The organism is Bradyrhizobium sp. LjRoot220 (assembly GCF_964252915.1).
Lineage (GTDB): Bacteria > Pseudomonadota > Alphaproteobacteria > Rhizobiales > Xanthobacteraceae > Bradyrhizobium.
Genome location: NZ_CAXUPS020000003.1, coordinates 68,853 through 91,410, shown reverse-complemented (window position 1 = coordinate 91,410; position 22,558 = coordinate 68,853). Strand labels below are relative to the sequence as shown.

The following is a 22,558-nucleotide window of genomic DNA, read 5'->3' as shown; positions in this document are numbered from 1 at the left end:
TTATCTTGCCCTGCCATAAGTTTTCCTGAGGGTTCGATGCGGCGGCTGCTCTTCCTCAACGGCATCAAGGCGTTCGAGGCTGCGGCGCGCAGCGGCAGCTTTGCGGCGGCCGGCCATGAGCTCAACGTCTCGGCGGCGGCGGTCAGCCGGATGGTGCATCTTTTGGAAGACCGGCTCGGGGTTGCGCTGTTCGAACGCAAGGCCAACCGCCTGGTCACGACAGCGGCCGGGCGCGCCTATCAGAGCGGGCTGACGCCGATCTTCGATGCGCTGGCGAGCCTGACCGCGCAGGTCACCGCGCCCTCCACCGTCCGCGTGCTGACCATCGGCGTCGGGCCGAGCTTTGCGATGCGCTGGCTGATCCCGCGGCTGGCGGATTTTTACAAGCAAGAACCCAGCATCGATGTGCGCATCACCACCGGCGGCGCGGCCGCCCCGTTCGGCGAGGACTGGAGTTGCGGCATCCAGCTTGGCGACGGCGAATGGCCGGGATTGATTGCCGAGCCGCTGTTCGCGGCTGATCTGCAACCGGTCTGCACGCCCAGGCTCGCCAGCTCGCTCAAGCGGCCCGGCGATTTGAAGGGACCGACATTGTTGCGCGTCGCGCATTCGCCGGATGATTGGCCGTCATGGCTGAAGGCCGCCGGCATCACCCGCGTCACCGCGCGCGGACCGGAATTTCAGTTCTATGGTCAGGCGCTGCAGGCCGCGGTCGATGGCCTCGGCATCGCGATGGGCATCCGCCCCTATATCGACGACGACCTCGCCGCCGGGCGGCTGGTGGCGCCGTTTACGCTGAGCGTGCCCAAGGGGATGCGCTGGTATCTGGTCTATCGCGAATTCCGCACCGGCCAGCGCGACTTCGTTGCGTTCCGGCGCTGGATCATCCGCGCCGCCGCCGAGCCGGCCTCCCGCCGCAAGGGCCCGCGTCATGCCGATTGAGCGCATCGACACCCTGGTGATCGGCGGCGGCCAGGCCGGGCTGGTGATGAGCTACCGGCTCAAGCAGCGCGGCATCGCGCATCTGGTGCTGGAGCGGGGGCGGATCGCCGAGCGCTGGCGCAGCGAACGCTGGGACGGCTTGAAATTCCAGTTTCCGAACTGGTCTGTGCAACTGCCGGATTTTGCCTTTCCGCACAGCGATCCCGATGCGTTCGCCACGTCAGGCGAGATCGTCAAATTCATCGACGCCTTTGCGAAATTCGTCGCGCCGCCGATCCGCTGCGGCGTCGAGGTGACGCGGCTGCGACGCGGCGATGCCGGCTTCATCGCGGAGACCGCGGACGGGACGATCGAGGCAAGAAACGTCGTGGTCGCGAGCGGACCGTATCAGCGGCCGCTGATACCGGATCTGCTGCGCGATCATCCGGTGTTTCAGGTCCATGCCAGCCGCTATCAAAACCCCCGACAATTGCCTGATGGCGCCGTGCTGGTGGTTGGCGCTGGCGCATCGGGGGCGCAGATCGCAGAGGAGTTGCATCGCGCCGGCCGCCGCGTTTTTCTTGCAGTCGGGCAGCACACAAGGATGCCGCGCCGTTACCGCGGACAGGATTTAACCTGGTGGTTCGGCGCCCTGGGCCTGTTCGACATGACGGCGGAACAGCGCGGCCCGATCCGGGTCAACCCGTCGATCACGGGCGCCTATGGCGGCTACACCATCGACTTCCGCCGTTTTGCGAACGACGGCATCACGCTGCTGGGAAGGGTTTTGGCGGCGCGCGACGGCGTGCTCGAGATTGCGCCTGGCCTGGCAGAGAGTGTCGCCAACGGGGACACCTATTATGCGACTTTCCTCGACATGCTGGACGCGCATGTCGAACGGCACGGCCTTGATCTGCCTGATGACCCCGCCGCCCGCATGGTGCTGGCCGACCCGCCTTGCCTCACCGAGCCGATCCGGCGCCTCGACCTCGGCAAGGAGCAGGTCCACGCGGTGGTCTGGGCCACCGGCTACGGTGTCGATTTCGGCTGGATCGACCTTCCGGTCAGGGATGGCAGCGGCGAACCGCGCCACCGGAGCGGCGTCACCGAGGTGCCGGGGCTCTACTTTCTCGGCCTGCCGTATCTTTCGAAATTGTATTCCGCCTTCCTGTCCGGCGTCGACGACGATGCAGCCGTGCTCGCCGATCATATTGCCGCCCGCCGCTGAAGTTCCCGCCCCGCGGTCCAAAAAAGAGCGGCAGATGTGAACCCGTTCACATCCGCTTTTGCCATGCCGTGCTCTGCTCGGCCCCGGGCAATTCCGGGAGACACGCCATGATTTACGGCGGCTTTGAAATTCAGTCGTTCGAGGCGGGGAGAGGGCAATGGCACGCCAGGATACAACGAGCCGATCTCGCGCCGGTCGTCATCGATGGCTTGTCGTTTCCGACGCTCGAAGTCGGCTTCGCATGGTCCGATCCGGAAGCGGCGATCGCGGACGCGAAGGCCCATATCGAGCGGAACCGACAGCGCTACCTCATGGCCTGACCATGACCGCGCCAGCGCCGCAATCCGAGGCGAAACCGGCGACGCAATCCAGGCAGGTGATGTCGAACTGCCCGCAATGCACCGCGCCCCTTGCGGTGCTGCGCATCATCCCCGGCAAGGCCGGCGCCGAATACTGGACCATGCGCTGCACGAAGTGTGGCGGCATCCATCTCGACATCGTCAAGGCCGATTCGCCCGCCGCGAAGCTTGCGGATTCCAGCGACGTCTTCGCCTGACGCTGACAGCTGCTGACAAACGGAACGGCCTGATCTGGCCGTGCAATCGACACCGGCTTTGCCCTTTTTTCGCGCGCCGATTGGCCCCATATTCGCCCGATGGCGAAGAAACCCGAATCCCCGAAAAAATCCGGCAAAACTCCCAAATCCAAAGCCCACCGCCCCGACGTGCAGCCGATCGGGCCGGCGCTGGCGGAACTGCTCAATCCCGCGATCAATCGCGGCGACGCCGGCATGGGTTCGGGCACTGGCCTGCAGCCGCCGCCGGATAATTCGAAGGACCGCCGTTCCGGCGGCGAAGCCGCCGTGCACCGCGCGCGGTCGTCGACGCGCGAAACCGGCGCGGGCGTGGCGAAGCGTGATGCGTCTCTTGCGCGCAGCTCGCCCGCGGCAACACCCCCACCCAACCCTCCCCCGCAAGCGGGAGAGGGCTCCAGGCGATTAGCGCCGGGCGCTGGAGGAACAGATAAAGCTACGGATGCGCAACCTGCGTCCCCTCTCCCGCTTGCGGGGGAGGGTCAGGGTGGGGGTCTCTCCGCACGGCAGGAACTCGACGAAGCCCCGCAAGCCAATTACGGCACCTCAGCCACCATCCCCACGCTCGATCCGGAACTGGCAAAGCAATTCGGCTTCACCACCGAGGAGGAAGACGCCGCCGCGCTGGCGCGGCCGCCGCGCAACAAGATGGAGGCGCTCGGCGTCCAGGCCACCGCCGATGCGTTGGAAGATCTGATCCGCGACGGCCGCCCCGAATTCAAGGGCGAAGGCGGCGGCGTGAAGATCTGGACGCCGCATCGCCCGCCCCGCCCGGAGAAATCCGAAGGCGGCGTGCGCTTCGAGATCAAATCCGAGTATGAGCCGAAGGGCGACCAGCCCACCGCGATCAAGGAATTGGTCGAGGGCATCAGCCGCAACGACCGCACCCAGGTGCTGCTCGGCGTCACCGGCTCCGGCAAGACCTACACCATGGCCAAGGTGATCGAGGCGACGCAGCGCCCCGCCATCATCCTGGCGCCGAACAAGACGCTGGCGGCGCAGCTCTATGGCGAGTTCAAGAGCTTCTTCCCCGACAACGCGGTCGAATACTTCGTCAGCTATTACGACTACTACCAGCCCGAAGCCTATGTGCCGCGCACCGACACCTATATCGAGAAGGACTCTTCGATCAACGAGCAGATCGACCGCATGCGCCATTCGGCGACGCGCGCGCTGCTGGAGCGCGACGACGTCATCATCGTGGCGTCGGTGTCCTGCATCTACGGTATCGGCTCGGTCGAGACCTATACCGCGATGACGTTCGCGCTGAAGAAGGGCGAGCGCATCGACCAGCGGCAATTGATCGCCGACCTCGTGGCGCTGCAATACAAGCGCACCCAGGCCGATTTCACCCGCGGCACGTTTCGCGTCCGCGGCGACGTCATCGATATCTTCCCGGCGCACTATGAAGATCGCGCCTGGCGCGTGAATTTGTTCGGCGACACCGTGGAGAATATCGAGGAATTCGATCCGCTCACCGGCCACAAGCAGGACGATCTCGAATTCATCAAGATCTACGCCAACTCGCACTATGTGACGCCGCGGCCGACGCTGGTGCAGGCGATCAAGTCGATCAAGTCGGAACTGAAGCTGCGGCTGGATCAGCTCAACAATCAGGGCCGGCTCCTGGAAGCGCAGCGGCTGGAGCAGCGCACCACCTTCGATCTTGAAATGATGGAGGCGACCGGAAGCTGCGCCGGCATCGAGAACTATTCGCGCTACCTCACGGGACGCCGCCCCGGCGAGCCGCCGCCGACGCTGTTCGAATATGTCCCCGACAACGCGCTGGTGTTCGCCGACGAAAGCCATGTCACCGTGCCGCAGATCGGCGCCATGTTCAAAGGCGATTTTCGGCGCAAGGCGACGCTGGCCGAATACGGTTTTAGGCTGCCCTCCTGCATGGACAACCGCCCGCTCCGCTTCGAGGAATGGGACATGATGCGCCCGCAATCGGTCGCGGTGTCGGCGACGCCGAGCGGGTGGGAGCTGAACGAGAGCGGCGGCGTGTTCGTCGAGCAGGTGATCCGCCCCACCGGGCTGATCGATCCGCCGGTCAACATCCGCCCGGCGCGCACCCAGGTCGACGACCTCGTCGGCGAAGTCCGCGCCACCGCGCAGGCCGGCTATCGCTCGCTGATCACGGTGCTGACCAAACGCATGGCGGAAGACCTCACCGAATACCTGCACGAGCAGGGCATTCGCGTGCGCTACATGCACAGCGATATCGACACCATCGAGCGCATCGAGATCATCCGCGACTTGCGGCTCGGCGCGTTCGACGCGCTGGTCGGTATCAATTTGCTGCGCGAAGGCCTCGACATTCCCGAATGCGCGCTGGTCGCGATCCTCGACGCCGACAAGGAAGGTTTTTTGCGCAGCGAGACCTCGCTGATCCAAACCATCGGCCGCGCCGCGCGCAACGTCGACGGCAAGGTGATCCTCTATGCCGACCAGATGACCGGCTCGATGGAACGCGCCATCGCCGAGACCGACCGCCGCCGCGAAAAGCAGGTCGAATACAACACCGCCAACGGCATCACGCCGGAGAGCATCAAGAAGTCCATCGGCGACATCATGAACAGCGTCTACGAGCGCGACCACGTGCTGGTGGAAATCGGCGACGGCGGCATGGCCGACGACGTCATCTCTATCGGCCACAATTTCGAGACCGTGCTGAACGACCTCGAAACCCGAATGCGCGAAGCCGCCGCCGATTTGAACTTCGAAGAAGCCGCCCGCCTCCGCGACGAAGTCAAACGCCTCCGCGCGACCGAGCTTGCGGTGGTCGACGATCCGACCATCAAGCAGCGCGGTGTCGCGGCAAAGGCTGGTGCTTATGCAGGCACGCGGAAGTACGGCGATGCGGCGAATCTGCCTTCCAGTGCTTCGAAGAAACGCGGCGGTATGCGGGGCGCTGCCTCTTCCCCCTCGCCCCGCCCTTCGCGGGGAGAGGGTCGGGGTGAGGGGTACCCCGCGGGTGGTGCCAGCAGCAGTACCTCCAAAGTCCACAAACCCCACCTCGACGAAATGCACACCCCGGAGTCCCTGCCCTACCGCCCCGGCGGCGCCAAACCGCGCAAGCCCGACATCGGCGGCAGCAGCAAAATCTTCCAGCCCACCGACTCGCGCCAGTCAGGGCCCGAGTTCGGCCCGGCCCCGCGATCGAGCGGCGGTGCACCGGGGCATCGCGGCGGGTGGAAGAAGAGGTAGTAGTTGAAACGGTCGCGAAGGGCTGCGGATTCTCATGCAACAGAAAAATGCCCCTGGTAAGCGGACCAAAGCAGAAAAAGAATTTCTATTAAAAGTAGGAGCGATGTTGGCGTCGCAGATTACGCTGCAGCTAGTCCGCGATGGAATTATAATCCCGGATGGAAAGACCGACGCGCAACTAAAAACGGAAGTCGCATCTTTCATCCGGACAGGCTTAGCCAACAAAACAATTCGGCTCAGGCCAGGAATTGACCACACGCAAAGTCTGCTCGCTGAAGCTCGCCGATCCTTTCGTCAGGAAAAGTTTGAGTTTGCTGCGCTCTATTTCGCGACTTTTTTTGAACACAAGCTGAATTGGCTTATCACCCAAATCTGTCACCAAAAACATATAGATGAGCTGATGGTCAAACAGCTTCTCAGGGAAGCGAGCGTGCGGGCTAAATGCACTTGGATTTTAGCGCTACTCGGTCACAAGCCAATTCGATCTGATATTCAAAATGCGATTGGCGCGATAAATGAAATCCGCAATTCCTTCATTCATTATAAGTGGCCAGACAGCGAAGAGGATCATCAAAGGTCAACGCGGTTGGACGCGCAGATGTTGGGAAAGCTAAAGAAAGCTGAGACGGTCATCAGATATTTGCGCAGATTTGAAGAAGGGAAGATCTACGGAGGGAACGGGAAGCGCGTCCGCCGTATTATGAAAACCGTTTCGCCGCCACGAAGCGGCGACACCAAGAGCCGGCAACGCGCCGCTGCACCCACAGAATGAAAATCGACTTCGAAGAATCCAAATTCTGTTATTAATGATCCCGACCTCGCACGCTCGGTCGCTTTCCAAGGCGCAAAAGGGCGGGGGAACTTTGGGCTCCGATCGAAGCCAACTAAGTTGTCATTCCGGGATGGTCCGAAAGATCAGACCCGGAATCTCGAGATTCCGGGTTCGCCGCTTTCGCGGCGCCCCGGAATGACGTTGGAAAGATTACTCCCTAAAAGTAATAGTCCCGGTTCGATCCGTCATAGTCACCCGACTTCAAGCAGCAGAATTTGAAACCTGCGTCCGGAGCCGCACGGGCACAAATCGTTGCGGCCAAGCTTTTCGACCAGCTCGACATCGCCATGGACGACACGCCGTCCACGCTTGACATGGGTTTCCGAGGGGAACGACTTCCGCCGCTTACGCGTGGTGCTGAAAGCAGGGGAGGTTTTCGTAGTCGCTGTTCTTGCACATGACACACCTCCATTGGTCGAGAGCGCGGCCTGTCGCCGCGACGTTCATCTACCAAGCGCGTGCGCGCAATACAACTTCACCGCTGGCGCCAGCCAAAGGATTCGGGACATTGTGGCGTACGCACAACAGTCCTCACCACACACTCAACGCCGCCACCGCCAGCAGCGACAGAATCACCATGTTGGAGAGCAGCTGCAGCGAGGCCATCGGCTGGGTGCGCCAGCGCATGACCTTCTCGGCGAACGACAGACTGGTATCGAAGAACAGCGGCTCGTAGCTGGCCTTGCAGAATTTCGGGCATTTCGAGGCGAGCCAGGGCAGGATCAGCGCATGGAAGAACGAGGCCAACACGACGAAGGTCGCGGCGCCACCGGGGTAGCTGACGATCTGGCTGCTGCCGACGAGCTTGAGCAGCAGCGCTGCGGCGGCATAGGTCGGAAGCGCCTGCAGGGTGGCGGTCAGCGTCATGCCTTCGAGGCGGTTGAGGCCAGGCGATTTCGGGGCGGTGATGGCGTTCATGGCGGCGGCTCCTGTTTTCCCGTTGGGAAGTTGATGCCGCCAGGATAGGTGGGTCGCGTAGGGTGTGACGTGATGGGCGTCACGGATTCGAATCGCTCCCTCGCCCCGCTCTTGCAGGGTCGAGACGAGCGAAGCTCGCTCTTGGAGGGTCGGGTGAGGGGCCTCTCTCCGAGCAAAGATTTGCCGATGGACCTGTACCCCCTCGAGTGTACGTTCTTGCCGCGCACGCCGAACAGGATAAGCTCAGTCACGTTGCGGAAATAAAACCCAACACCCTGTACGTCCGAGCCCTCAATCCTTCCGTACCTTGTGCCAGACGATATTGGACTTGTAGGTAAAGCCCCACGCCTTCATGACCGCGAGGCCATCCGGCAGCATCGCATTCGGACACCACGGTACAGATGCGCTGTCGGCGCCGCGATTTCAGGCACAGGTAGCGCGCAAATCTCGTCGATTTCGCCAGACCGTAGCGAGCGAGGCGCTTGTGCTCAGGCGCTACCTTTCCGGTCTTGTTGGTGAATTGCCATGGCGGATCAGCCATGATGGTCCCAAATCGACGCTTATCCGCAAAACGCAGCAAATCCTGTCCGGCGGAAAGCATCGGCGACTCAAGACGTTAGGCATGACTCGCGGTATACGCGGTATACGCGGTATCCCAGACACGCAATATCATGTTCACGATACGTTCTCAAGATGGATGGTGGATAGAAAATATTGAGACCGGGACAGGAGACGTCGAAGCCAATGTTTGATCGCCTGAGGGAGCGCGCCTTCGAGATCGACTTTTCGATCTCACGCGGAAGCAATTCTTTAGCGTCGACTTCCCGGAAGTCGCTGAGCAGCTTGAAGACGTGCTGCTCGTCCACCATACCCATCGAAGAGATCATCGGATCTGGTGGTGGTGAAACCAAGGCGCAGCGGTTGCGGAATGCGCTCGCGGCTGACTGGCGCAAACATAACTTCGTCGTGCAACGGATTATCGACGGCGTCGAGCGTGAGGCTGATCGCATGAGGTCGATCATATCCGGGCCTTCAAAGCAGGGATGCTCGCCCTTGAGATTGAGTGGAACAATAAGGACCCATTCTTCGATCGCGATCTGGAAAACTTTAAGCGCCTACATGCCGACGGTGCAATTTCACTGGGTATTATCGTCACCCGTGGTAGCACACTCCAAAGTTCAATGAAGCGCTTGGTCCGCGCTTCGTCGATGACCAGAGCGTCGACTCACATGACGACATGAAACGAATCGGTCTCACTCGAACGAACCGTCAAACTGCCGACGTGATGAAGCGAGTAACTTCCGAAGAAAAACCCAATACCGTTTCGTGATGCTTGGGTCGATCATTTCGTGAGCGACAAGTTTGGTGCTGCCACGACTCATTGGAGCAAGTTGCAGATCGTGTTCAACGTGGCGTCGAAATCCATGTCCGCTGATACTGATCGGCCTGCCCGACTCAGTAGTAACGTTGGCGAATCTAAGAGAGGTAATTGCTCGACGAGAGTGAGATCGAATCCGGCGTCAGAATAGGCCCCATTCGCGCATCATTCCAACATTGCAATCGTGGTTATGGATTCCGGGTTCGCGCTTCGCGCGCCCCGGAATGACGAAAGACCTCACCACACACTCAACGCCGCCACCGCCAGCAGCGACAGAATCACCATGTTGGAGAGCAGCTGCAGCGAGGCCATCGGCTGGGTGCGCCAGCGCATGACCTTCTCGGCGAACGACAGACTGGTATCGAAGAACAGCGGCTCGTAGCTGGCCTTGCAGAATTTCGGGCATTTCGAGGCGAGCCAGGGCAGGATCAGCGCATGGAAGAACGAGGCCAACACGACGAAGGTCGCGGCGCCACCGGGGTAGCTGACGATCTGGCTGCTGCCGACGAGCTTGAGCAGCAGCGCTGCGGCGGCATAGGTCGGAAGCGCCTGCAGGGTGGCGGTCAGCGTCATGCCTTCGAGGCGGTTGAGGCCAGGCGATTTCGGGGCGGTGATGGCGTTCATGGCGGCGGCTCCTGTTTTCCCGTTGGGAAGTTGATGCCGCCAGGATAGGTGGGTCGCGTAGGGTGTGACGTGATGGGCGTCACGGATTCGGCCATCATTCCGGGGCTCGCGGGCGCAGGCCTCAGATGCGCAATTGCGCATCGGGGAATCCATACTCACGATCGTGGTTATGGATTCCGGGCTCGATATCACATCGCCCCGCAAGCGGGGCGAGGTTGAGGAACGATCACCCCGACCGTCTGTTGCTCGTGTTCTGCTTCATGTTGCCGTGGTCGCCCTGTTCATTGATGTTGTTCTTCTCGTCGTCGCGGTGGCCCTTGGTGGTGTCGATCGGCACCTTCGGCGCGCTGCCGGGGCCCTTGTGGCTCTGGTTGTCGTCGGGAACGGGCGGGATGGCTTTGGTCGGGCGTTTCGTCATCAGGTTCTCCATTGCATAAAAACGCGGGACCGGCCGTTCTCGTTCCCGGCGTGAACGCGTCCCCGCCTTGCGCCGACCAAGCAAGAATGAATTGACTGTTCCCGCCGACTGAAACCATGATCCGCCGATGTTGAAATCGATCCCTGCCCTCCTCGCGCTGGCCTTTGCCTGCCTTCTCGCCAGCCCGGCGCACGCCGATGATGCCGACCGTACGCTGCTGGCGACGTTTTGCGACGCTCAGGACATCGAGGGATCGACCTGCAAACGGGCCAGGAACTATCCGGATGCGGGAAGCCGCGCCTGCGACGTCAGGCTGACCAGCGATCGCCGCGGCGGCCGGTTCATCGCCGCCGGCAATCCCTTGCTGGTGGTCAATTACGAGAGCGGATGCGAGCCGCGCGCCACCGACAATGGCGGCGCCGTGGTGTTCGAGCAGAGCGACGGCAAGACCATCTTCCGAAGCTTCCAGCCGGGCTCGCAGGTCAATGACTGCATCACCCTGGCCAGGAGCGCGGGGCAGGATTGGCTGGTCTGCATCACCGGCCATATCGGCCAGGGCCATCTGGAAACCGGCGTCGCGGAGTTCGTGTTCACCCAGGACGACAGCAGGAACGTCAGCATCTCGCCCGACTTCCTCCTGACCGCGACGGATTCAATTCGCGCCTACGGCGCCAACGTCGTCACCTGCAAGGAGCGCTCGAAATATTTCGAGGTCTCGAACATCAAAGCCGGGCCGCGGCCGCAGACCGTGAGCGTGACGGTTAGCTACGCCGACGCGGAGACGATCACCAAGGCTTGCCGCAAGGGCTTTCCGAAGCCAAAGGAAGTTTTTGGCCGGCTTTCGCGAGGCGAGGCCTACGTGCCTGAAGGCTATGAGAAGCGCGGAAATTTCATCGTCGATCTCGTCACGCGCAAGGTGGCGCCGCAGGGGTGACACGTAAGTTAGTTGTCGTCCCGGCCTTGAGCCGGGACCCATACGCCGCGGCCAACATTGCTGGAAAAGAAAGATAACGACCAGCGTGCAACTAACTACTGCTAGTGTTTATGGGTCCCCCGATGCGCAATTGCGCATCTGAGCTCAAGGCCGGGACGACGGTTACAATAGCGACCAGCCGCGGGGAGCAAGCGACGAAATGCGACAAAATAGCCCGACGGGCAAATCAGTTCTGACATTCGGAAGTCGTGTCAAGCCCCGAAATAAAAAATATTTCTCTTTTCCAGAATCAAAAATCGGTTTATATCTTCGTCCATCCCGTCCCGCCAGAGGGGCGTATCATGATCGTCACGATCGTTGGGACGGGTCGCGGTGGACGCTGGTAGCGCCGATAACGAACGGCACGAGAGCGTACGGCAAAGACGTGTGGTCCTGACGCCCTTAGGCTGGCGTCAAGTTGCGTCGGATTCATTTCGGCGCAGCGACGGTGGCAACAGAGTATAGGCTCACCGGGGAGAGCTCGCTATAAGCCGTAAAGCCATTGCGCAGGGAATGTCGGATGTTCTCCGCTGCCCTGTATGCTCGTGTGCAGCTTTGTTTGCACTATTCGCACACGAGATCGCGGGTGCAGCGCGCATCCGGCATTCCCTGCGTCCTCTGAATTTCGAGGGCGACGACTACTTGCCAAACTCGGGCAGATCGTGCCGCGAGAACGCGAAGCTGCGTCCCCGTCATCCTGAGGTGCGAGCCTCTTCGGCGAGCCTCGAAGGATGAATCGGCCACCGGCCGGGCCGTCGTCCTTCGAGGCGCGCAAGAGCGCGCACCTCAGGTTGACGGATTGAAGAGTCGGGCTGTTTGAAATTCGAATCCGTAGCAATTCATTCGCACGCGAATGCACCAGCAGCCGCGCTGGCGCAGCGTATGCCACGCGCCTCCTTATTCCTCGCATTACCAAGTCAGTCGTCCGGCTCATCGCCGAGATCATCGACGCCTTCGACATGGTCGAGCAGGTGCTCGAGCGCGACGTCAGCGCGGTCCTGAAGGGCGACAAGCCTCCAGCTTATTTTTCCGGCCTATGTTGAACCTCGCCGCTCCGCCAGCGACACACCACAAGGCATTTTCCGGACACGAAGAACATATGAAGATCGCATTGCTGGCTCTGCTTGGTTTGGCGCTGGGGACATTGGGGGGTGCAGCGCTTGGGATCGGGGCCGGGCTGGCCTGGGTCGAGATCTTTAAAACCACGAGTTTTGAAGGCTATAACGCCATGCTGGTGTTCTTCACCTTCATGCCGCTGGGCGCCGTGATCGGCGGTATCGGGGGCGCCCTGTTGTTTAGCGTGATCGCCATCAAGGACGCCCAGATCGCCATCGAACGCGAGCCGGTGCGCCGCGGGGACCGGTAAAAACCGCGCTTGCGGCGGTAAAACGCGGGAAATCCTGCATTTGTGCAATGCAAAAACGTCGGTTGTATTTTCGCCGGAAACCCCTATTGTTAGTACACGAACGAATTTAGCGACCGGGAATTTAGCGACCGGCACGGCGTCGATGCGGACGCCCTTGGACGTCGCCGTTTGAAATCAGTTTCAAGGACCAAATCAAATGACGGAGCACAGTCTCTGGCGTTTTTCTCGCGCGTTGCATCGTGCGATCAACGAACGCCAGCCCGCCGATTTCGAAGCCCTGCTCGACGAGGACGTCGACTGGGCGGTCTACGGCCCGATCGACATGTTTCCGTTCTTCGGTTCGCGCCGGGGCAAGGCGGCCGTGATCGAGGTGATCCGGCAGATCGCCGAGAACGTCCGAGTCCATCGCTTCGACCGCGAGTCGATCATGCTAGGGGTCGATTCCGCCGCCTCGATGATGCGCTATTCGCTCACCGCGCTGGATTCGAACAAGCCCATCAGCCTGCGGCTCGCGCATTTCGCGCAGTTCAGGGCCGGCAAGCTGACCAATCTCCGCGTGCTGGTCGACACCTTTGATCTCGTCGAGCAGACCATCGGTTATCCCATCCACCTGCCGCGGATGGCGGTTTAGCCCGCGTCAATCCCTGATCGATCCGTTTCGTCATGGCCGGGCCTAGAGGTCGCGGGGACCCACGTCCTCTTCACCAGCCCCTGGAAGACGTGGTTGCGACAACAGCGTGACGACGCGCTTCGCGCTGTATGGAGTGCGATGCTGCGCTCGACGCTGCGGCCCGGTCATGACGGAGTGCGAGGGCGCGCCAATGCGCCCTCGCCATAATTTCGCACCACCGCCAACGCATTGTCAGCCTGATTTGGAATGCGGGCGGGCAATGACTTCAACGACACGATTTGGCTGGATAAGGCTGCCGATGCTGGTTGCCGGCTTCAGCCTGGCCGCGGTGCTGTCGGTGGCGGCGCAGACGCCGCCCGCCAATGAGGATACCGAAGAGGCCGCGGAGGAAGCCGCCGCGGCGCCCGACGTCGCGGCGGCACCGGACGTCAACGACCCCGACATCATGAGGGATATCGACGTCAGCAAGCTCGACTGGGGCCAGCTCGATCTCGACGCCGCGCCCGTGACCGGGCCGGCCGCGAAGGCCCGCGCCGCGTCGAAAGCCGCGGCCAGCGCGGATACCGCATGGTCGGCGAACCAGAGGACCAACGGCACCTCCGCCGTGTCGGTGAAGCAATCGCTGACGCCGTTCTGGGATGCGCGGATCGGCGCCGACATGACGGTGGCCCGGCAGGGCACGCTGACGGCCCAGGAACTGTTGTCGGAAAAACTGGCGAATGGCGGCAGCGTCCCCCAATCCTCCGGCACCGCCTGGGCCGCGATCACCGCGCCCGGCGTCGGCTCGATCTGGGACAAGACATCGATCGAGGCCCGCGTCGATCCCGGGGCGGACCAGAGCAAGCTCGGCACCTCCTTAAGCAAATCGCTGCCGCTCAGCGAGCAATACTCGCTCACGCTGCAGAACGGCTACAATCTGATCCAGCAGGGCATCGTTCCGGTGCCCGGCATCGTCAGCCATCCGACCCGCAGCTATGAGACCGACCAGTCGGCGAAACTGAGCATCGCCGACACCGGCACCAGCTTCATGGCGGGCCAGACGCTGTCGACCTCGGACGACAAATGGCTGCGCAAGGTCGGCGCCGAGCAGAAGCTGTTCGACGGCGTCACCATCTCGGGCTCGGTCGGCGAGACCTCCTCGGGAGTGGTTAACAAGAGTTTTGGCGCGGGCTTCAAGCGCAGTTGGTAAAGCCCTGCACTTACTCGCCAATCGCGCCAGAATGATCCAGCATTGCCGTATATTGGCCTAGATGCGGCCAAATTCAACAGCCTTGATAGCAACGCTTCACTTCGTCGTGCGGGGGACGTCCGCGCTCGCTTATCGCGAAACAGAGGAATGGCCGATGAACGTTACCAACCGATCCGAACAAGTTGAACCAACTGAGGATGTCGACAACAATCTCGCTGCGGTTTCGGAAGTCGAGGCGGGAATCCGCGACTTCGTCCGCAACGACATCGCCTATCTGCGCCGTCCGTCGGCCGGCGCCGCGGAAACTGTGCCGCTCGATGCCAGCGCGGAAGCTACCGTCAACAACGTCAACTCGCTGATCCAGCGCGTCGCCGGAACTTCGCTTGCTGAAATCGAAAAGCTGATTTCGGAACTCGAAAGCCTGCGCGATCTCTTGCATGCCGAAGGCCAGCGCGTTCAGCGCGAAATCTCCGGTTATGCGCAGCTCAGCCAGGCCGCGATGAAATCAACGCGCATGATCGCCGACAACGTCACGCAGTGGAAACGCGCCGCCGACGGGCTGCGCAACAGCTGATCTAAAAGGCTCAGCTGATCCAGGATCTTAGCTGATCCATACCGTTGCAAAAATCCTACACCCGCCGTCTTCTTCAACAGGAGGCGGCGGTTTCGTTTGGTAAATGACTGTCTTGAACTCTATAAGCAGCGCGTCGGGATCAAGGGACGGATGCCGCCAGCAACGGTAGGCAAACTTCCAAGGATACGAGATGCAAAACGGTCAGCCGAACAACACCCATCCGCTGCAGCATTCGGTACACGGCATGGGCACGCTCATGATCCGGTTCGTCGGACTGCTGACGGTGGCGGTCGTGCTGATGACCCTGATCTGGAGCAGCTGACGCGTCTGGAGCAACGGTGACACTCTGGAGCAACTGACGCAGTGGCGCGACAGACGCGCGGTTCCAAGTGCTGGTGCGATCCAGCGCTATGGTTAGCAAACTCTGACTTTTAGTGACGGGCGAACGACGTGCTCTCAAGCGTGTAGCCGCCGTCGGCATAGGTCTTCACCACCATCGCGGTGGTCAGCATCACGCCGAGCGTGATGGTCGCGAAAATAAAGCCGACAAGTTTCAGGTGGCTGCGATCTGCCATGGTCGTCCCCTCGGTACTTCCCCTAGGTCGCATATGGCAGGCTAAAAGTTCAAAATGCGTTAGCAAAAAATCGGTTTCTGTGAATCTTCAATCGCGCCGGTGCCGATAAGAGAGCCGCTAACCAGGCTCCTCTTCGTCATGCCCGGCCTTGTGCCGGGCATCCACGTCTTCATCGCTATCGAAGCCAAGTCGTGGATGGCCGGGTCAAGCCCGGCCATGACGTAGGAGAGAGCACCTCAGGAACCCGTGTTCCGACGCGGCACGAAGGCGGTGGCCAAGAACGAGTAGACCGGTTCGCCGCGCTGGTTGGCGCCGGTGTTGCGGGCCTGCAGGATGCCCCATTCGGGGCGCTTCTCCGACGTGCGCTTGGTTTCGACGACGCTCGAAAAACTGATGGTGTCGCCGGCCAATACCGGCCTGATCCAGCGCAGCTCGCGAAAGCCGGGCGACGGTCCCCAGATCGCAACCTCCTCGCCGCGTGCGAGGGCCTCTCGCGTCAGGCGCTGGCCGTCGGCGACCAGCAGCTTCATGCAGACGGAACCGACATGCCATCCCGACGCCGCCAACCCGCCGAACAGCGACTGACGTCCCGCCTCCTCGTCGAGGTGAAACGCCTGCGGATCGAACTGCGCGGCGAATTGCTTGATCAGCTCGGCGGTGAAGGTGAACGATCCGAGCTCACGCCGCGAACCGATTTCAATGTCCTCAAAGAAACGCATCGACGATCCTATTCCGCCCCCGCTTCGGCGCGACGGCGCACGATGATCGGCGACACCATTTCGCCCAGCGTCACGCCGGCGGCGTTCTTGACCACGCCCTTGAACGTCACGATCCCGGTCTCTGGGCGGCTGCGCGATACCCGCGCCTCGGCGATCTCGATATCGAGCGTCAGATCGTCGCCCGGCCGCAGCGGCGCGAGCCAGCGCATCTCGTTGACGCCCGGCGAGCCCATCGACGCGGTGCAGCCAATGAAGCCGTCGACCATCATCCGCATCATGATCGAGCAAAGATGCCAGCCCGATCCGGACAGACCCTTCAGCATCGACTTGGCTGCAGCCGCTTCGTCCAGATGCATCGGTTGCGGGTCGTACTCGGCAGCGTAAGCCAGGATCTCCTCGCGCGTGACGTGGCGCGGTCCGAACGTGCCGAAATGGCCGGGCTTGAAATCTTCGAAGGTAAGCGGTGGCATGATGTGATTTTTACCGTGCGGGAGCCTGATTGTGGCCGTTATTTGCAGCAATCTCAACCCGCCCACCCGCATGGCACGTGCCCGAGGGACGAACGCCGCTGCGAGCGGTGCTCGTCTTCGGCTTGCTCGGGCCCCTGTTCGGAGCTAGGCCCTGTCCGCTCAGGAGCGAGGCTGGACGCGAATCACCTTCGACTTGCCGGGAGAACCACCGATGTTCGATTTTCAGGATCTGTTTCAGTGGGACCGCTTCATCACCCCCACGATCATCAAGACCTTTTACTGGCTGGTGATCGGCCTGATCGTGCTGTTCGGCATATCCGGCATTTTCTCGGGGCTGGGCGCGATGGCAGTCAGCCCGTTCGGCGGCTTCATCGTGCTGTTGTCCTCGATCGCCAGCGTCGTGGTCGGCGTGGTGTTTACGCGCATCGCCGCAGAATTCATCCTGATCGTGTTCCGCATCAATGAACACCTCGGCGCGATCCGCGACCAGGGCCAGATGCATTGATTGGCTTGCCGCCTCGACGAACTCGCCGTCATCCCCGGACGAACGCACTTGCGTTCGCTCGGGAGGTGCGCGCTCTTGCGCGCCTCGAAGGATGAGCCATTTGCGCTGAACAATCATCCTTCGAGGCTCGCCCATGCGGGCTCGCACCTCCAGCGATGAGCTTACGCTCACGCGGGGATGACGCCGAACCGTTTATTCTCAAGTATTAAACCGGAAATGCATGACGTCGCCGTCGGCGACAACATACTCCTTGCCCTCAAGGCGCAGCTTGCCGGCGTCGCGCGCGCCGGCTTCGCCGCCCAGCGCGACATAGTCGGCATAGGCGATGGTTTCGGCGCGGATAAAGCCCTTCTCGAAATCGGTATGGATCACGCCGGCGGCCGCAGGGCCCTTGGTGCCGCGGTTGATGGTCCAGGCGCGGGCCTCCTTCGGCCCGACGGTAAAGTAGGTGATGAGGTCGAGCAGCTGGTAGCCGGCACGGATCAGGCGGTCGAGGCCGGCCTCTTCCAGTCCGAGCGTGTCGAGAAACTCGGCGCGCTCCTCGCGTGACAGGGTTGCGATCTCGGACTCGATCTTGGCCGAAATCGCCACCGCGACCGCGCCCTCTTTTTTGGCGTGCTCGAACACCTGCCTGGAAAAACTGTTGCCGTCCTTGGCCGAGCCTTCCTCGACATTGCAGACATAGAGCACCGGCTTCGACGTCAGCAGGCCGAGCATGCCGAAGGCCCGCTCTTCTTCCGGCTTGCGCTCGAGAAACCGTGCCGGCCGGCCCTCGCGCAGCAGCACCAGCGCGCGGTTGACGAGGTCGAGCTGTTCCTTGGCATCCTTGTCGTTGCCCTTGGCCTTCTTGGCGAGATTGTCGACGCGCTTTTCGAGGCTGTCGAGATCGGCGAGCATCAGCTCGGTTTCGATGGTCTCGATGTCAGCCAATGGCGCGATCTTGCCTTCGACATGGGTGATGTCGGAATCCTCAAAACATCGCACCACATGCGCCACCGCGTCGACCTCGCGGATGGTGGCGAGGAACTGGTTGCCGAGGCCCTCGCCCTTCGAGGCGCCGCGCACCAGGCCTGCGATGTCGACAAAGGTCAGCCGCGTCGGGATGATCTGCGCCGACTTGGCGGCCGCCGCCAACTTGTCGAGCCTGGGATCCGGCACCGCCACCTCGCCGACATTCGGCTCGATGGTGCAGAACGGATAATTCGCCGCCTGCGCCGCTGCCGTCTCGGTCAGCGCGTTGAACAGCGTCGACTTGCCGACATTGGGCAGGCCAACGATACCACATTTGAATCCCATGACGTGTCCTGAAGCCCGTTGCTGGCTGTGGCGGCGCGTTACGGCGCGCCGTCATCGCCCTTTTCAAAAAAACCTTTGGCCTGCATCACGAGATGCACCTTGTTCTGAAACGTCGAGTCGCGCTCGGTCGCAAGCAAACCGGCATTTTCGGCGACCGCCTCGCACAGCGCCTCGACCCAGGGCCGATCGCTCTTGGCGAAATCCGACAGCACGTGGCTGTGCACCAGATCCTTGACGCCGGGATGACCGATCCCGAGCCGCACCCGGCGATACTCGTTGCCGATATGCGAGGAGATCGAGCGCAACCCGTTATGGCCGGCAATGCCACCGCCGACCTTAACGCGTACTTTCGCCGCCGGCAGTTCGAGTTCATCCTGAAACACGATGATCTCGCCAGCGCCGAGCTTGAAAAAATTTGCGGCTTCCTGCACCGAGCGCCCGGACTCGTTCATATAAGTCGTGGGCTTGAGCAGGACCACGCGTTCGCGCTCGAGCGTGCCTTCCGACGTCTCGCCCTGAAAACGGCGGCGCCATGGTGCGAAACCATGACGCCGCGCAATTTCATCGACGACCGCGAAACCGATATTGTGCCGGTTGTTCGCGTACTTCGCGCCGGGGTTACCGAGGCCGACAAAAAGTCGCATGACGCGGCATCCCGCGTCCGCTTACTTCTTCTTGTCGCCGGCAGGCGCCTTGGCGCCAGCCGCGGGCGCCTTCGCACCCGCCGCCGGAGCGGCAGCACCCGCTGCGGGCGCAGCAGCCGCACCCGCTGCCGGAGCAGCACCGGGAGCCGCGCCGCCAGCAGCAGCCGCCGCAGCCGCCTTCAGTTCTTCGGCGTAGCCGGACGGCGGCACGATGGTCACGAGCGTCGCGTCTTCACGCGACAGCGACCTCACGCCGGCAGGCAGCTTGACGTCGGACAAATGCAGCGAGTGGCTGATTTCCAGCGCGCCGGCATCGGCCTCGACATACTGCGGAATGTTGTCGACCGAGCATTCCAGTTCGATGCTGTGGGTGACGATGTTGACCGTACCGCCGCGCTTGACGCCGGGCGAGGTTTCGCCGTTCACCACATGCAGGGGAACGCTGACGCGTATGGTGGCGCCCTCGCCGAGCCGCATGAAGTCGACATGCAGCGGGAAGTCACGCACCGGATCGAGATGGAAGTCGCGCGGAATCACGCGGTGCTTCTTGCCCTCGAGATCGATGTCGTAAATCGTGGTGAGGAACCGGCCGGCCAGAATGCGCTGGCGCAGCTCGGCGTCGTCGACCGAGATGGTCACGGGGGGCAGGTTGTTGCCATAGATCACTCCGGGAACTCTCCCGGCGCGACGCTCTGCCCGGGCGGCCCCCTTGCCGCTCTGCGGACGCGCGGTCGCCTTCAATTCCTTGACGGTCGCCATCGTGTTAAGTCCTTGTTTTCTAAAAAGTTAAAGGCCGCAGCGCGGCCCGGTAGCGTCCGACAGCAAGCCTCCAGGGGTGCGGGGGCTGCGGACGTGGCGGGCTTTTAGCCCCAAAGCGCCAAAATGACAAGGAAATCAGGGGATTTTTCTGCCCCTGCCCTTCCCCGGAGTAAAGGGCGATCTGGCGACCCGTCCGCCCTCAACCCGCCTGTGGCGAAACCCCGAGCTTGGCTTCCAGCGCGGCGATCCGGGTCTTCAGCGCCTCGTTTTCCTCGCGCGCCAGCCGCGCCATGTCCTTGACCGCGTCGAACTCTTCGCGCTTGACGAGGTCGAGGTCGCGCAGGATGCGTTCGGCCTGGTTGCGAACCACCGCATCGACTTCGCGCTTGACGCCCTGCGCGGCGCCGGCGGCGTCGTTCATCAAACGGCCGATCTCGTCGAAAAACCGATTGTTGGTCTGGGTCATCGCTGAACGCTCCGGTCGCTGCAACTGGCTCTGCTTTCCGCCAAGACAATGGCGATTCCGAAGGCGCGGTTCAAGGGCGAGGGTCAACGCCAAGGTGATGTTCGTTCGCCTTGTCATGCCCTACTTTCCTTGCAATCGTGCGGACGCCCAACCAAAAAACAGAATCGATGCGCCCATGATCGACCAGCAGATCGACATTGAGACCAAGGACGGCAAGACCACCACTTTCATCACCCATCCCGAGCGCGGCGGACCGTTTCCGGTCATCCTGTTCTACATGGATGCGCCGGCGATCCGCGAGGAACTGCGCGACATGGCGCGGCGGCTCGCGACCTCGGGCTACTACGTGATGCTGCCCAATATGTACTACCGCTCCGGCGTGATGGAGATCGGACCAATTCCGCCAGATCCGGACGCGCCCGAGCGCAAGCGGATGTTCGGGTTCATGAACTCGATCAATATTCCCCTGGTGATGGAGGATACCAAGGCCCTGCTCGCCTACGCCGCGACCCAAAAAGCCGCGAACGCCGCCGTCGTCGGCACCGTCGGCTACTGCATGAGCGGCCGCTACGCGGTCAACGCCGCGACGCATTTTCCGGAGCAGGTGAAAGCCGCGGCCTCGATCTACGGCACCCATCTGGCGACCGACCAGCCCGACAGCCCGCATATTGCCGCCGCCAAGACCAAGGCCGAACTGTATTTCGCCTGCGCCGAGACCGATATCTACGCGCCCGTCGAAATCATCGAGAAATTGCAGCAGAGCATGAAGGGATCGAACAACGAGGTCGAGATCTACCCCGGCACGCACCACGGCTTTGCCTTCCCGAAGCGGCCGGTCTACCACCGCGACGCCGCCGAGCGGCACTGGGAGCGGCTGCTGGCGCTCTATCGCCGTAACCTCGCCACCTGATCGCAAGGCTCCGAATGACTGACATCCGAATCAGGGATTATGAGAACTCGGATGCGGAGAACCTGAACCGGACGGCGATTGCGGCCTTTGGCCAGTTTCGCGATCACTACCAGGATTGGCCGGCGATGCTCGCCGGCCTGTCGAAGACGTCAGCGCTCAGCGCCACCGGAGAAGTCATCATTGCCGAACTACAGCACGCGTTCGCAGGCGCCGTCGCCTATTTCGGACCGGATCGCCCCAAGGCGCCGTTCTTCGACCAGCGCTGGCCGATCATCCGCATGCTCATTGTCGACCCCGCGTTTCGCGGCAAAGGGATCGGGCACGCCTTGAGCAATGAATGTATCGCCAGGGCCAAACGCGATGGATCGCCGCTGATCGCACTCCACACCAGTCCGATCATGACAGTGGCCTTGCCGATGTATCTCAGGATGGGTTTTGTCAAAGCCTACGACGCTCCGCCGATCTTCGGCGTGGCGTATGCCGTCTACACCAAAGCGCTGTGAGCCCGATGCCCTTCCTGACCATCGCCTTTCCGGTTTTCGATCCGATCGCGATCTCGATCGGGCCGATCGCGATCCGCTGGTATGCGCTGGCCTATATCGGCGGCATCGTACTGGGGTGGATTTATGCGCGTTCACTGGTCAAAAATGAGAAATTGTGGGGCGGGCCGGCGCCGATCACGCTGGCGCAGCTCGATGATTTCGTCCTGTGGGTCACCATCGGCATCATCGTCGGCGGCCGCGCCGGTTACGTGCTGTTCTACAATCCCGCCTACTTTGCACAGCACCCGGCCGAAATTTTCGAATTGTGGAAGGGCGGCATGTCGTTTCACGGCGGCTTCCTCGGCTGCGTCGCCGCGGTGATGCTGTTCTGCCGCGCCAACGGCATTCCGATCCTCTCGCTCGGTGACATCACCACCGGGGTCGGGCCGATCGGGTTGCTGCTCGGACGGCTCGCCAACTTCATCAACAGCGAATTGTGGGGCCGGCCGGCGGATTCCAGCGTGCCCTGGCGGATGGTGTTCCCCAACGGCGGACCGCTGCCGCGCCACCCCAGCCAGCTTTACGAGGCGGCGCTCGAGGGCGTCCTGCTGTTTGCGATATTGGCGGTCATGATCCGGATGGGCGCCCTGAAGCGCCCGGGCCTGATCCTCGGCAGTTTCATCGCGATCTACGCCATTGCACGTATTATAAGCGAATTCTTCCGCGAGCCGGACCCGCAGCTTGGATTTTTGTGGGGCGGGCTGACTATGGGTATGCTGTTGTCGGTGCCGATGATCGTTGCCGGAGCCATCCTGATGGTGATGGCATGGCGCAAGGCGCCGGAGCATTTGCAGAAGTCAATTTGAGGCAAGGCAGGC

At 62.1% G+C, this 22,558-nt stretch carries 29 protein-coding genes; 17 read left to right on the top strand and 12 right to left on the bottom strand.

Translation table 11 applies throughout. The features are described from left to right. The first annotated feature begins 36 nt into the window (after positions 1–36). The 6 genes from ACSQ84_RS14520 to ACSQ84_RS14495 all read left to right on the top strand — a co-directional run bounded on the left by ACSQ84_RS14520 (position 37) and on the right by ACSQ84_RS14495 (position 6,723). Positions 37–942, top strand: coding sequence for a LysR substrate-binding domain-containing protein (locus tag ACSQ84_RS14520; RefSeq protein ID WP_436212373.1), 906 nt, complete (start codon positions 37–39; stop codon positions 940–942). Then, a complete protein-coding gene (locus ACSQ84_RS14515) occupies positions 932–2,149 on the top strand; it encodes an NAD(P)-binding domain-containing protein (protein WP_436212372.1) in 1,218 nt (405 codons plus the stop codon). Before ACSQ84_RS14520 ends, ACSQ84_RS14515 begins: the two co-directional genes overlap by 11 nt. 107 nt (positions 2,150–2,256) lie before the next feature. Then, positions 2,257–2,469 (top strand): hypothetical protein, encoded by a 213-nt coding sequence (locus ACSQ84_RS14510; RefSeq protein ID WP_436212371.1) that lies wholly within the window; start codon positions 2,257–2,259, stop codon positions 2,467–2,469. 2 nt (positions 2,470–2,471) lie between these two features. After that, positions 2,472–2,705 (top strand): hypothetical protein, encoded by a 234-nt coding sequence (locus ACSQ84_RS14505; protein WP_436212370.1) that lies wholly within the window; start codon positions 2,472–2,474, stop codon positions 2,703–2,705. Positions 2,706–2,804: 99 nt separating this feature from the next. Next, entirely contained in the window at positions 2,805–5,951 is a 3,147-nt protein-coding gene (uvrB, locus tag ACSQ84_RS14500) for an excinuclease ABC subunit UvrB (protein WP_436212369.1), read from the top strand. 34 nt (positions 5,952–5,985) lie between these two features. Further along, on the top strand, positions 5,986–6,723 hold the full coding sequence (locus ACSQ84_RS14495; RefSeq protein ID WP_436212368.1) for a hypothetical protein: 738 nt from the start codon (positions 5,986–5,988) through the stop codon (positions 6,721–6,723). Positions 6,724–6,974: 251 nt separating this feature from the next. On the opposite strand, the gene ACSQ84_RS14490 is transcribed toward ACSQ84_RS14495, so the two are convergent. From ACSQ84_RS14490 to ACSQ84_RS14480, 3 genes are all read right to left on the bottom strand, one after another. Beyond that, a complete protein-coding gene (locus ACSQ84_RS14490) occupies positions 6,975–7,187 on the bottom strand; it encodes an SEC-C metal-binding domain-containing protein (protein ID WP_436212367.1) in 213 nt (70 codons plus the stop codon). Between the two features lie 127 nt (positions 7,188–7,314). After that, complete coding sequence (locus tag ACSQ84_RS14485) at positions 7,315–7,701, bottom strand: hypothetical protein (protein WP_436212364.1); 387 nt, start codon at positions 7,699–7,701, stop codon at positions 7,315–7,317. 247 nt (positions 7,702–7,948) lie between these two features. After that, complete coding sequence (locus ACSQ84_RS14480) at positions 7,949–8,302, bottom strand: hypothetical protein (protein WP_436212366.1); 354 nt, start codon at positions 8,300–8,302, stop codon at positions 7,949–7,951. 442 nt (positions 8,303–8,744) lie between these two features. On the opposite strand from ACSQ84_RS14480, the gene ACSQ84_RS14475 reads away from it, so the two are divergent. Beyond that, positions 8,745–8,942 (top strand): BglII/BstYI family type II restriction endonuclease, encoded by a 198-nt coding sequence (locus ACSQ84_RS14475; protein ID WP_436212365.1) that lies wholly within the window; start codon positions 8,745–8,747, stop codon positions 8,940–8,942. Between the two features lie 374 nt (positions 8,943–9,316). On the opposite strand, the gene ACSQ84_RS14470 is transcribed toward ACSQ84_RS14475, so the two are convergent. Beyond that, positions 9,317–9,703 carry a hypothetical protein gene (locus ACSQ84_RS14470; protein WP_436212364.1) on the bottom strand — a complete coding sequence of 129 codons (387 nt, stop codon included), beginning with the start codon at positions 9,701–9,703 and terminating at the stop codon, positions 9,317–9,319. A 226-nt stretch (positions 9,704–9,929) separates the two neighbouring features. Beyond that, positions 9,930–10,121, bottom strand: a complete 192-nt coding sequence (locus tag ACSQ84_RS14465; RefSeq protein WP_436212363.1) for a hypothetical protein — start codon at positions 10,119–10,121, stop codon at positions 9,930–9,932. 127 nt (positions 10,122–10,248) lie between these two features. Between ACSQ84_RS14465 and ACSQ84_RS14460 the strand changes: the two genes are divergently transcribed. From ACSQ84_RS14460 to ACSQ84_RS14435, 6 genes are all read left to right on the top strand, one after another. Beyond that, positions 10,249–11,055, top strand: a complete 807-nt coding sequence (locus ACSQ84_RS14460; RefSeq protein WP_436212362.1) for a hypothetical protein — start codon at positions 10,249–10,251, stop codon at positions 11,053–11,055. Positions 11,056–12,193: 1,138 nt separating this feature from the next. Then, a complete protein-coding gene (locus ACSQ84_RS14455; RefSeq protein ID WP_436212361.1) occupies positions 12,194–12,460 on the top strand; it encodes a hypothetical protein in 267 nt (88 codons plus the stop codon). A 196-nt stretch (positions 12,461–12,656) separates the two neighbouring features. Beyond that, positions 12,657–13,091 (top strand): nuclear transport factor 2 family protein, encoded by a 435-nt coding sequence (locus ACSQ84_RS14450; RefSeq protein WP_436212360.1) that lies wholly within the window; start codon positions 12,657–12,659, stop codon positions 13,089–13,091. A 259-nt stretch (positions 13,092–13,350) separates the two neighbouring features. Continuing rightward, complete coding sequence (locus ACSQ84_RS14445) at positions 13,351–14,280, top strand: hypothetical protein (protein WP_436212359.1); 930 nt, start codon at positions 13,351–13,353, stop codon at positions 14,278–14,280. Positions 14,281–14,434: 154 nt separating this feature from the next. Next, complete coding sequence (locus ACSQ84_RS14440) at positions 14,435–14,854, top strand: hypothetical protein (protein ID WP_436212358.1); 420 nt, start codon at positions 14,435–14,437, stop codon at positions 14,852–14,854. 190 nt (positions 14,855–15,044) lie between these two features. Next, the gene (locus ACSQ84_RS14435) at positions 15,045–15,176 is read left to right on the top strand and encodes a hypothetical protein (protein WP_436212357.1); all 132 of its coding nucleotides are present in this window, start codon (positions 15,045–15,047) and stop codon (positions 15,174–15,176) included. A gap of 109 nt (positions 15,177–15,285) precedes the next feature. On the opposite strand, the gene ACSQ84_RS14430 is transcribed toward ACSQ84_RS14435, so the two are convergent. The 3 genes from ACSQ84_RS14430 to ACSQ84_RS14420 form a co-directional block, all read right to left on the bottom strand. Next, entirely contained in the window at positions 15,286–15,429 is a 144-nt protein-coding gene (locus tag ACSQ84_RS14430; protein ID WP_436212356.1) for a hypothetical protein, read from the bottom strand. Positions 15,430–15,665: 236 nt separating this feature from the next. Next, positions 15,666–16,148 (bottom strand): MaoC family dehydratase, encoded by a 483-nt coding sequence (locus tag ACSQ84_RS14425; RefSeq protein WP_436212355.1) that lies wholly within the window; start codon positions 16,146–16,148, stop codon positions 15,666–15,668. Positions 16,149–16,156: 8 nt separating this feature from the next. Further along, the gene (locus tag ACSQ84_RS14420; RefSeq protein ID WP_436212354.1) at positions 16,157–16,618 is read right to left on the bottom strand and encodes a MaoC family dehydratase; all 462 of its coding nucleotides are present in this window, start codon (positions 16,616–16,618) and stop codon (positions 16,157–16,159) included. Between the two features lie 211 nt (positions 16,619–16,829). Here ACSQ84_RS14420 and ACSQ84_RS14415 point away from each other — a divergent pair, with 211 nt between their 5' ends. Continuing rightward, entirely contained in the window at positions 16,830–17,123 is a 294-nt protein-coding gene (locus ACSQ84_RS14415; protein WP_436212353.1) for a DUF4282 domain-containing protein, read from the top strand. Positions 17,124–17,321: 198 nt separating this feature from the next. On the opposite strand, the gene ychF is transcribed toward ACSQ84_RS14415, so the two are convergent. The 4 genes from ychF to ACSQ84_RS14395 form a co-directional block, all read right to left on the bottom strand. Then, on the bottom strand, positions 17,322–18,419 hold the full coding sequence (ychF, locus tag ACSQ84_RS14410) for a redox-regulated ATPase YchF (RefSeq protein ID WP_436212352.1): 1,098 nt from the start codon (positions 18,417–18,419) through the stop codon (positions 17,322–17,324). A gap of 38 nt (positions 18,420–18,457) precedes the next feature. Beyond that, positions 18,458–19,063 (bottom strand): aminoacyl-tRNA hydrolase, encoded by a 606-nt coding sequence (gene pth / locus ACSQ84_RS14405; RefSeq protein WP_436212351.1) that lies wholly within the window; start codon positions 19,061–19,063, stop codon positions 18,458–18,460. 21 nt (positions 19,064–19,084) lie between these two features. After that, the gene (locus tag ACSQ84_RS14400) at positions 19,085–19,822 is read right to left on the bottom strand and encodes a 50S ribosomal protein L25/general stress protein Ctc (protein WP_436212350.1); all 738 of its coding nucleotides are present in this window, start codon (positions 19,820–19,822) and stop codon (positions 19,085–19,087) included. A gap of 199 nt (positions 19,823–20,021) precedes the next feature. Further along, positions 20,022–20,288, bottom strand: a complete 267-nt coding sequence (locus ACSQ84_RS14395; protein ID WP_436212349.1) for an accessory factor UbiK family protein — start codon at positions 20,286–20,288, stop codon at positions 20,022–20,024. A 175-nt stretch (positions 20,289–20,463) separates the two neighbouring features. On the opposite strand from ACSQ84_RS14395, the gene ACSQ84_RS14390 reads away from it, so the two are divergent. Genes ACSQ84_RS14390 through lgt form a run of 3 tightly spaced genes read left to right on the top strand, consistent with a single transcriptional unit; the run spans position 20,464 to position 22,546 of the window. Beyond that, entirely contained in the window at positions 20,464–21,198 is a 735-nt protein-coding gene (locus ACSQ84_RS14390) for a dienelactone hydrolase family protein (RefSeq protein ID WP_436212348.1), read from the top strand. 14 nt (positions 21,199–21,212) lie between these two features. Beyond that, positions 21,213–21,701 (top strand): GNAT family N-acetyltransferase, encoded by a 489-nt coding sequence (locus tag ACSQ84_RS14385; protein WP_436212347.1) that lies wholly within the window; start codon positions 21,213–21,215, stop codon positions 21,699–21,701. Between the two features lie 5 nt (positions 21,702–21,706). After that, positions 21,707–22,546, top strand: a complete 840-nt coding sequence (gene lgt / locus ACSQ84_RS14380) for a prolipoprotein diacylglyceryl transferase (protein ID WP_436212346.1) — start codon at positions 21,707–21,709, stop codon at positions 22,544–22,546. Positions 22,547–22,558 lie beyond the last annotated feature (12 nt).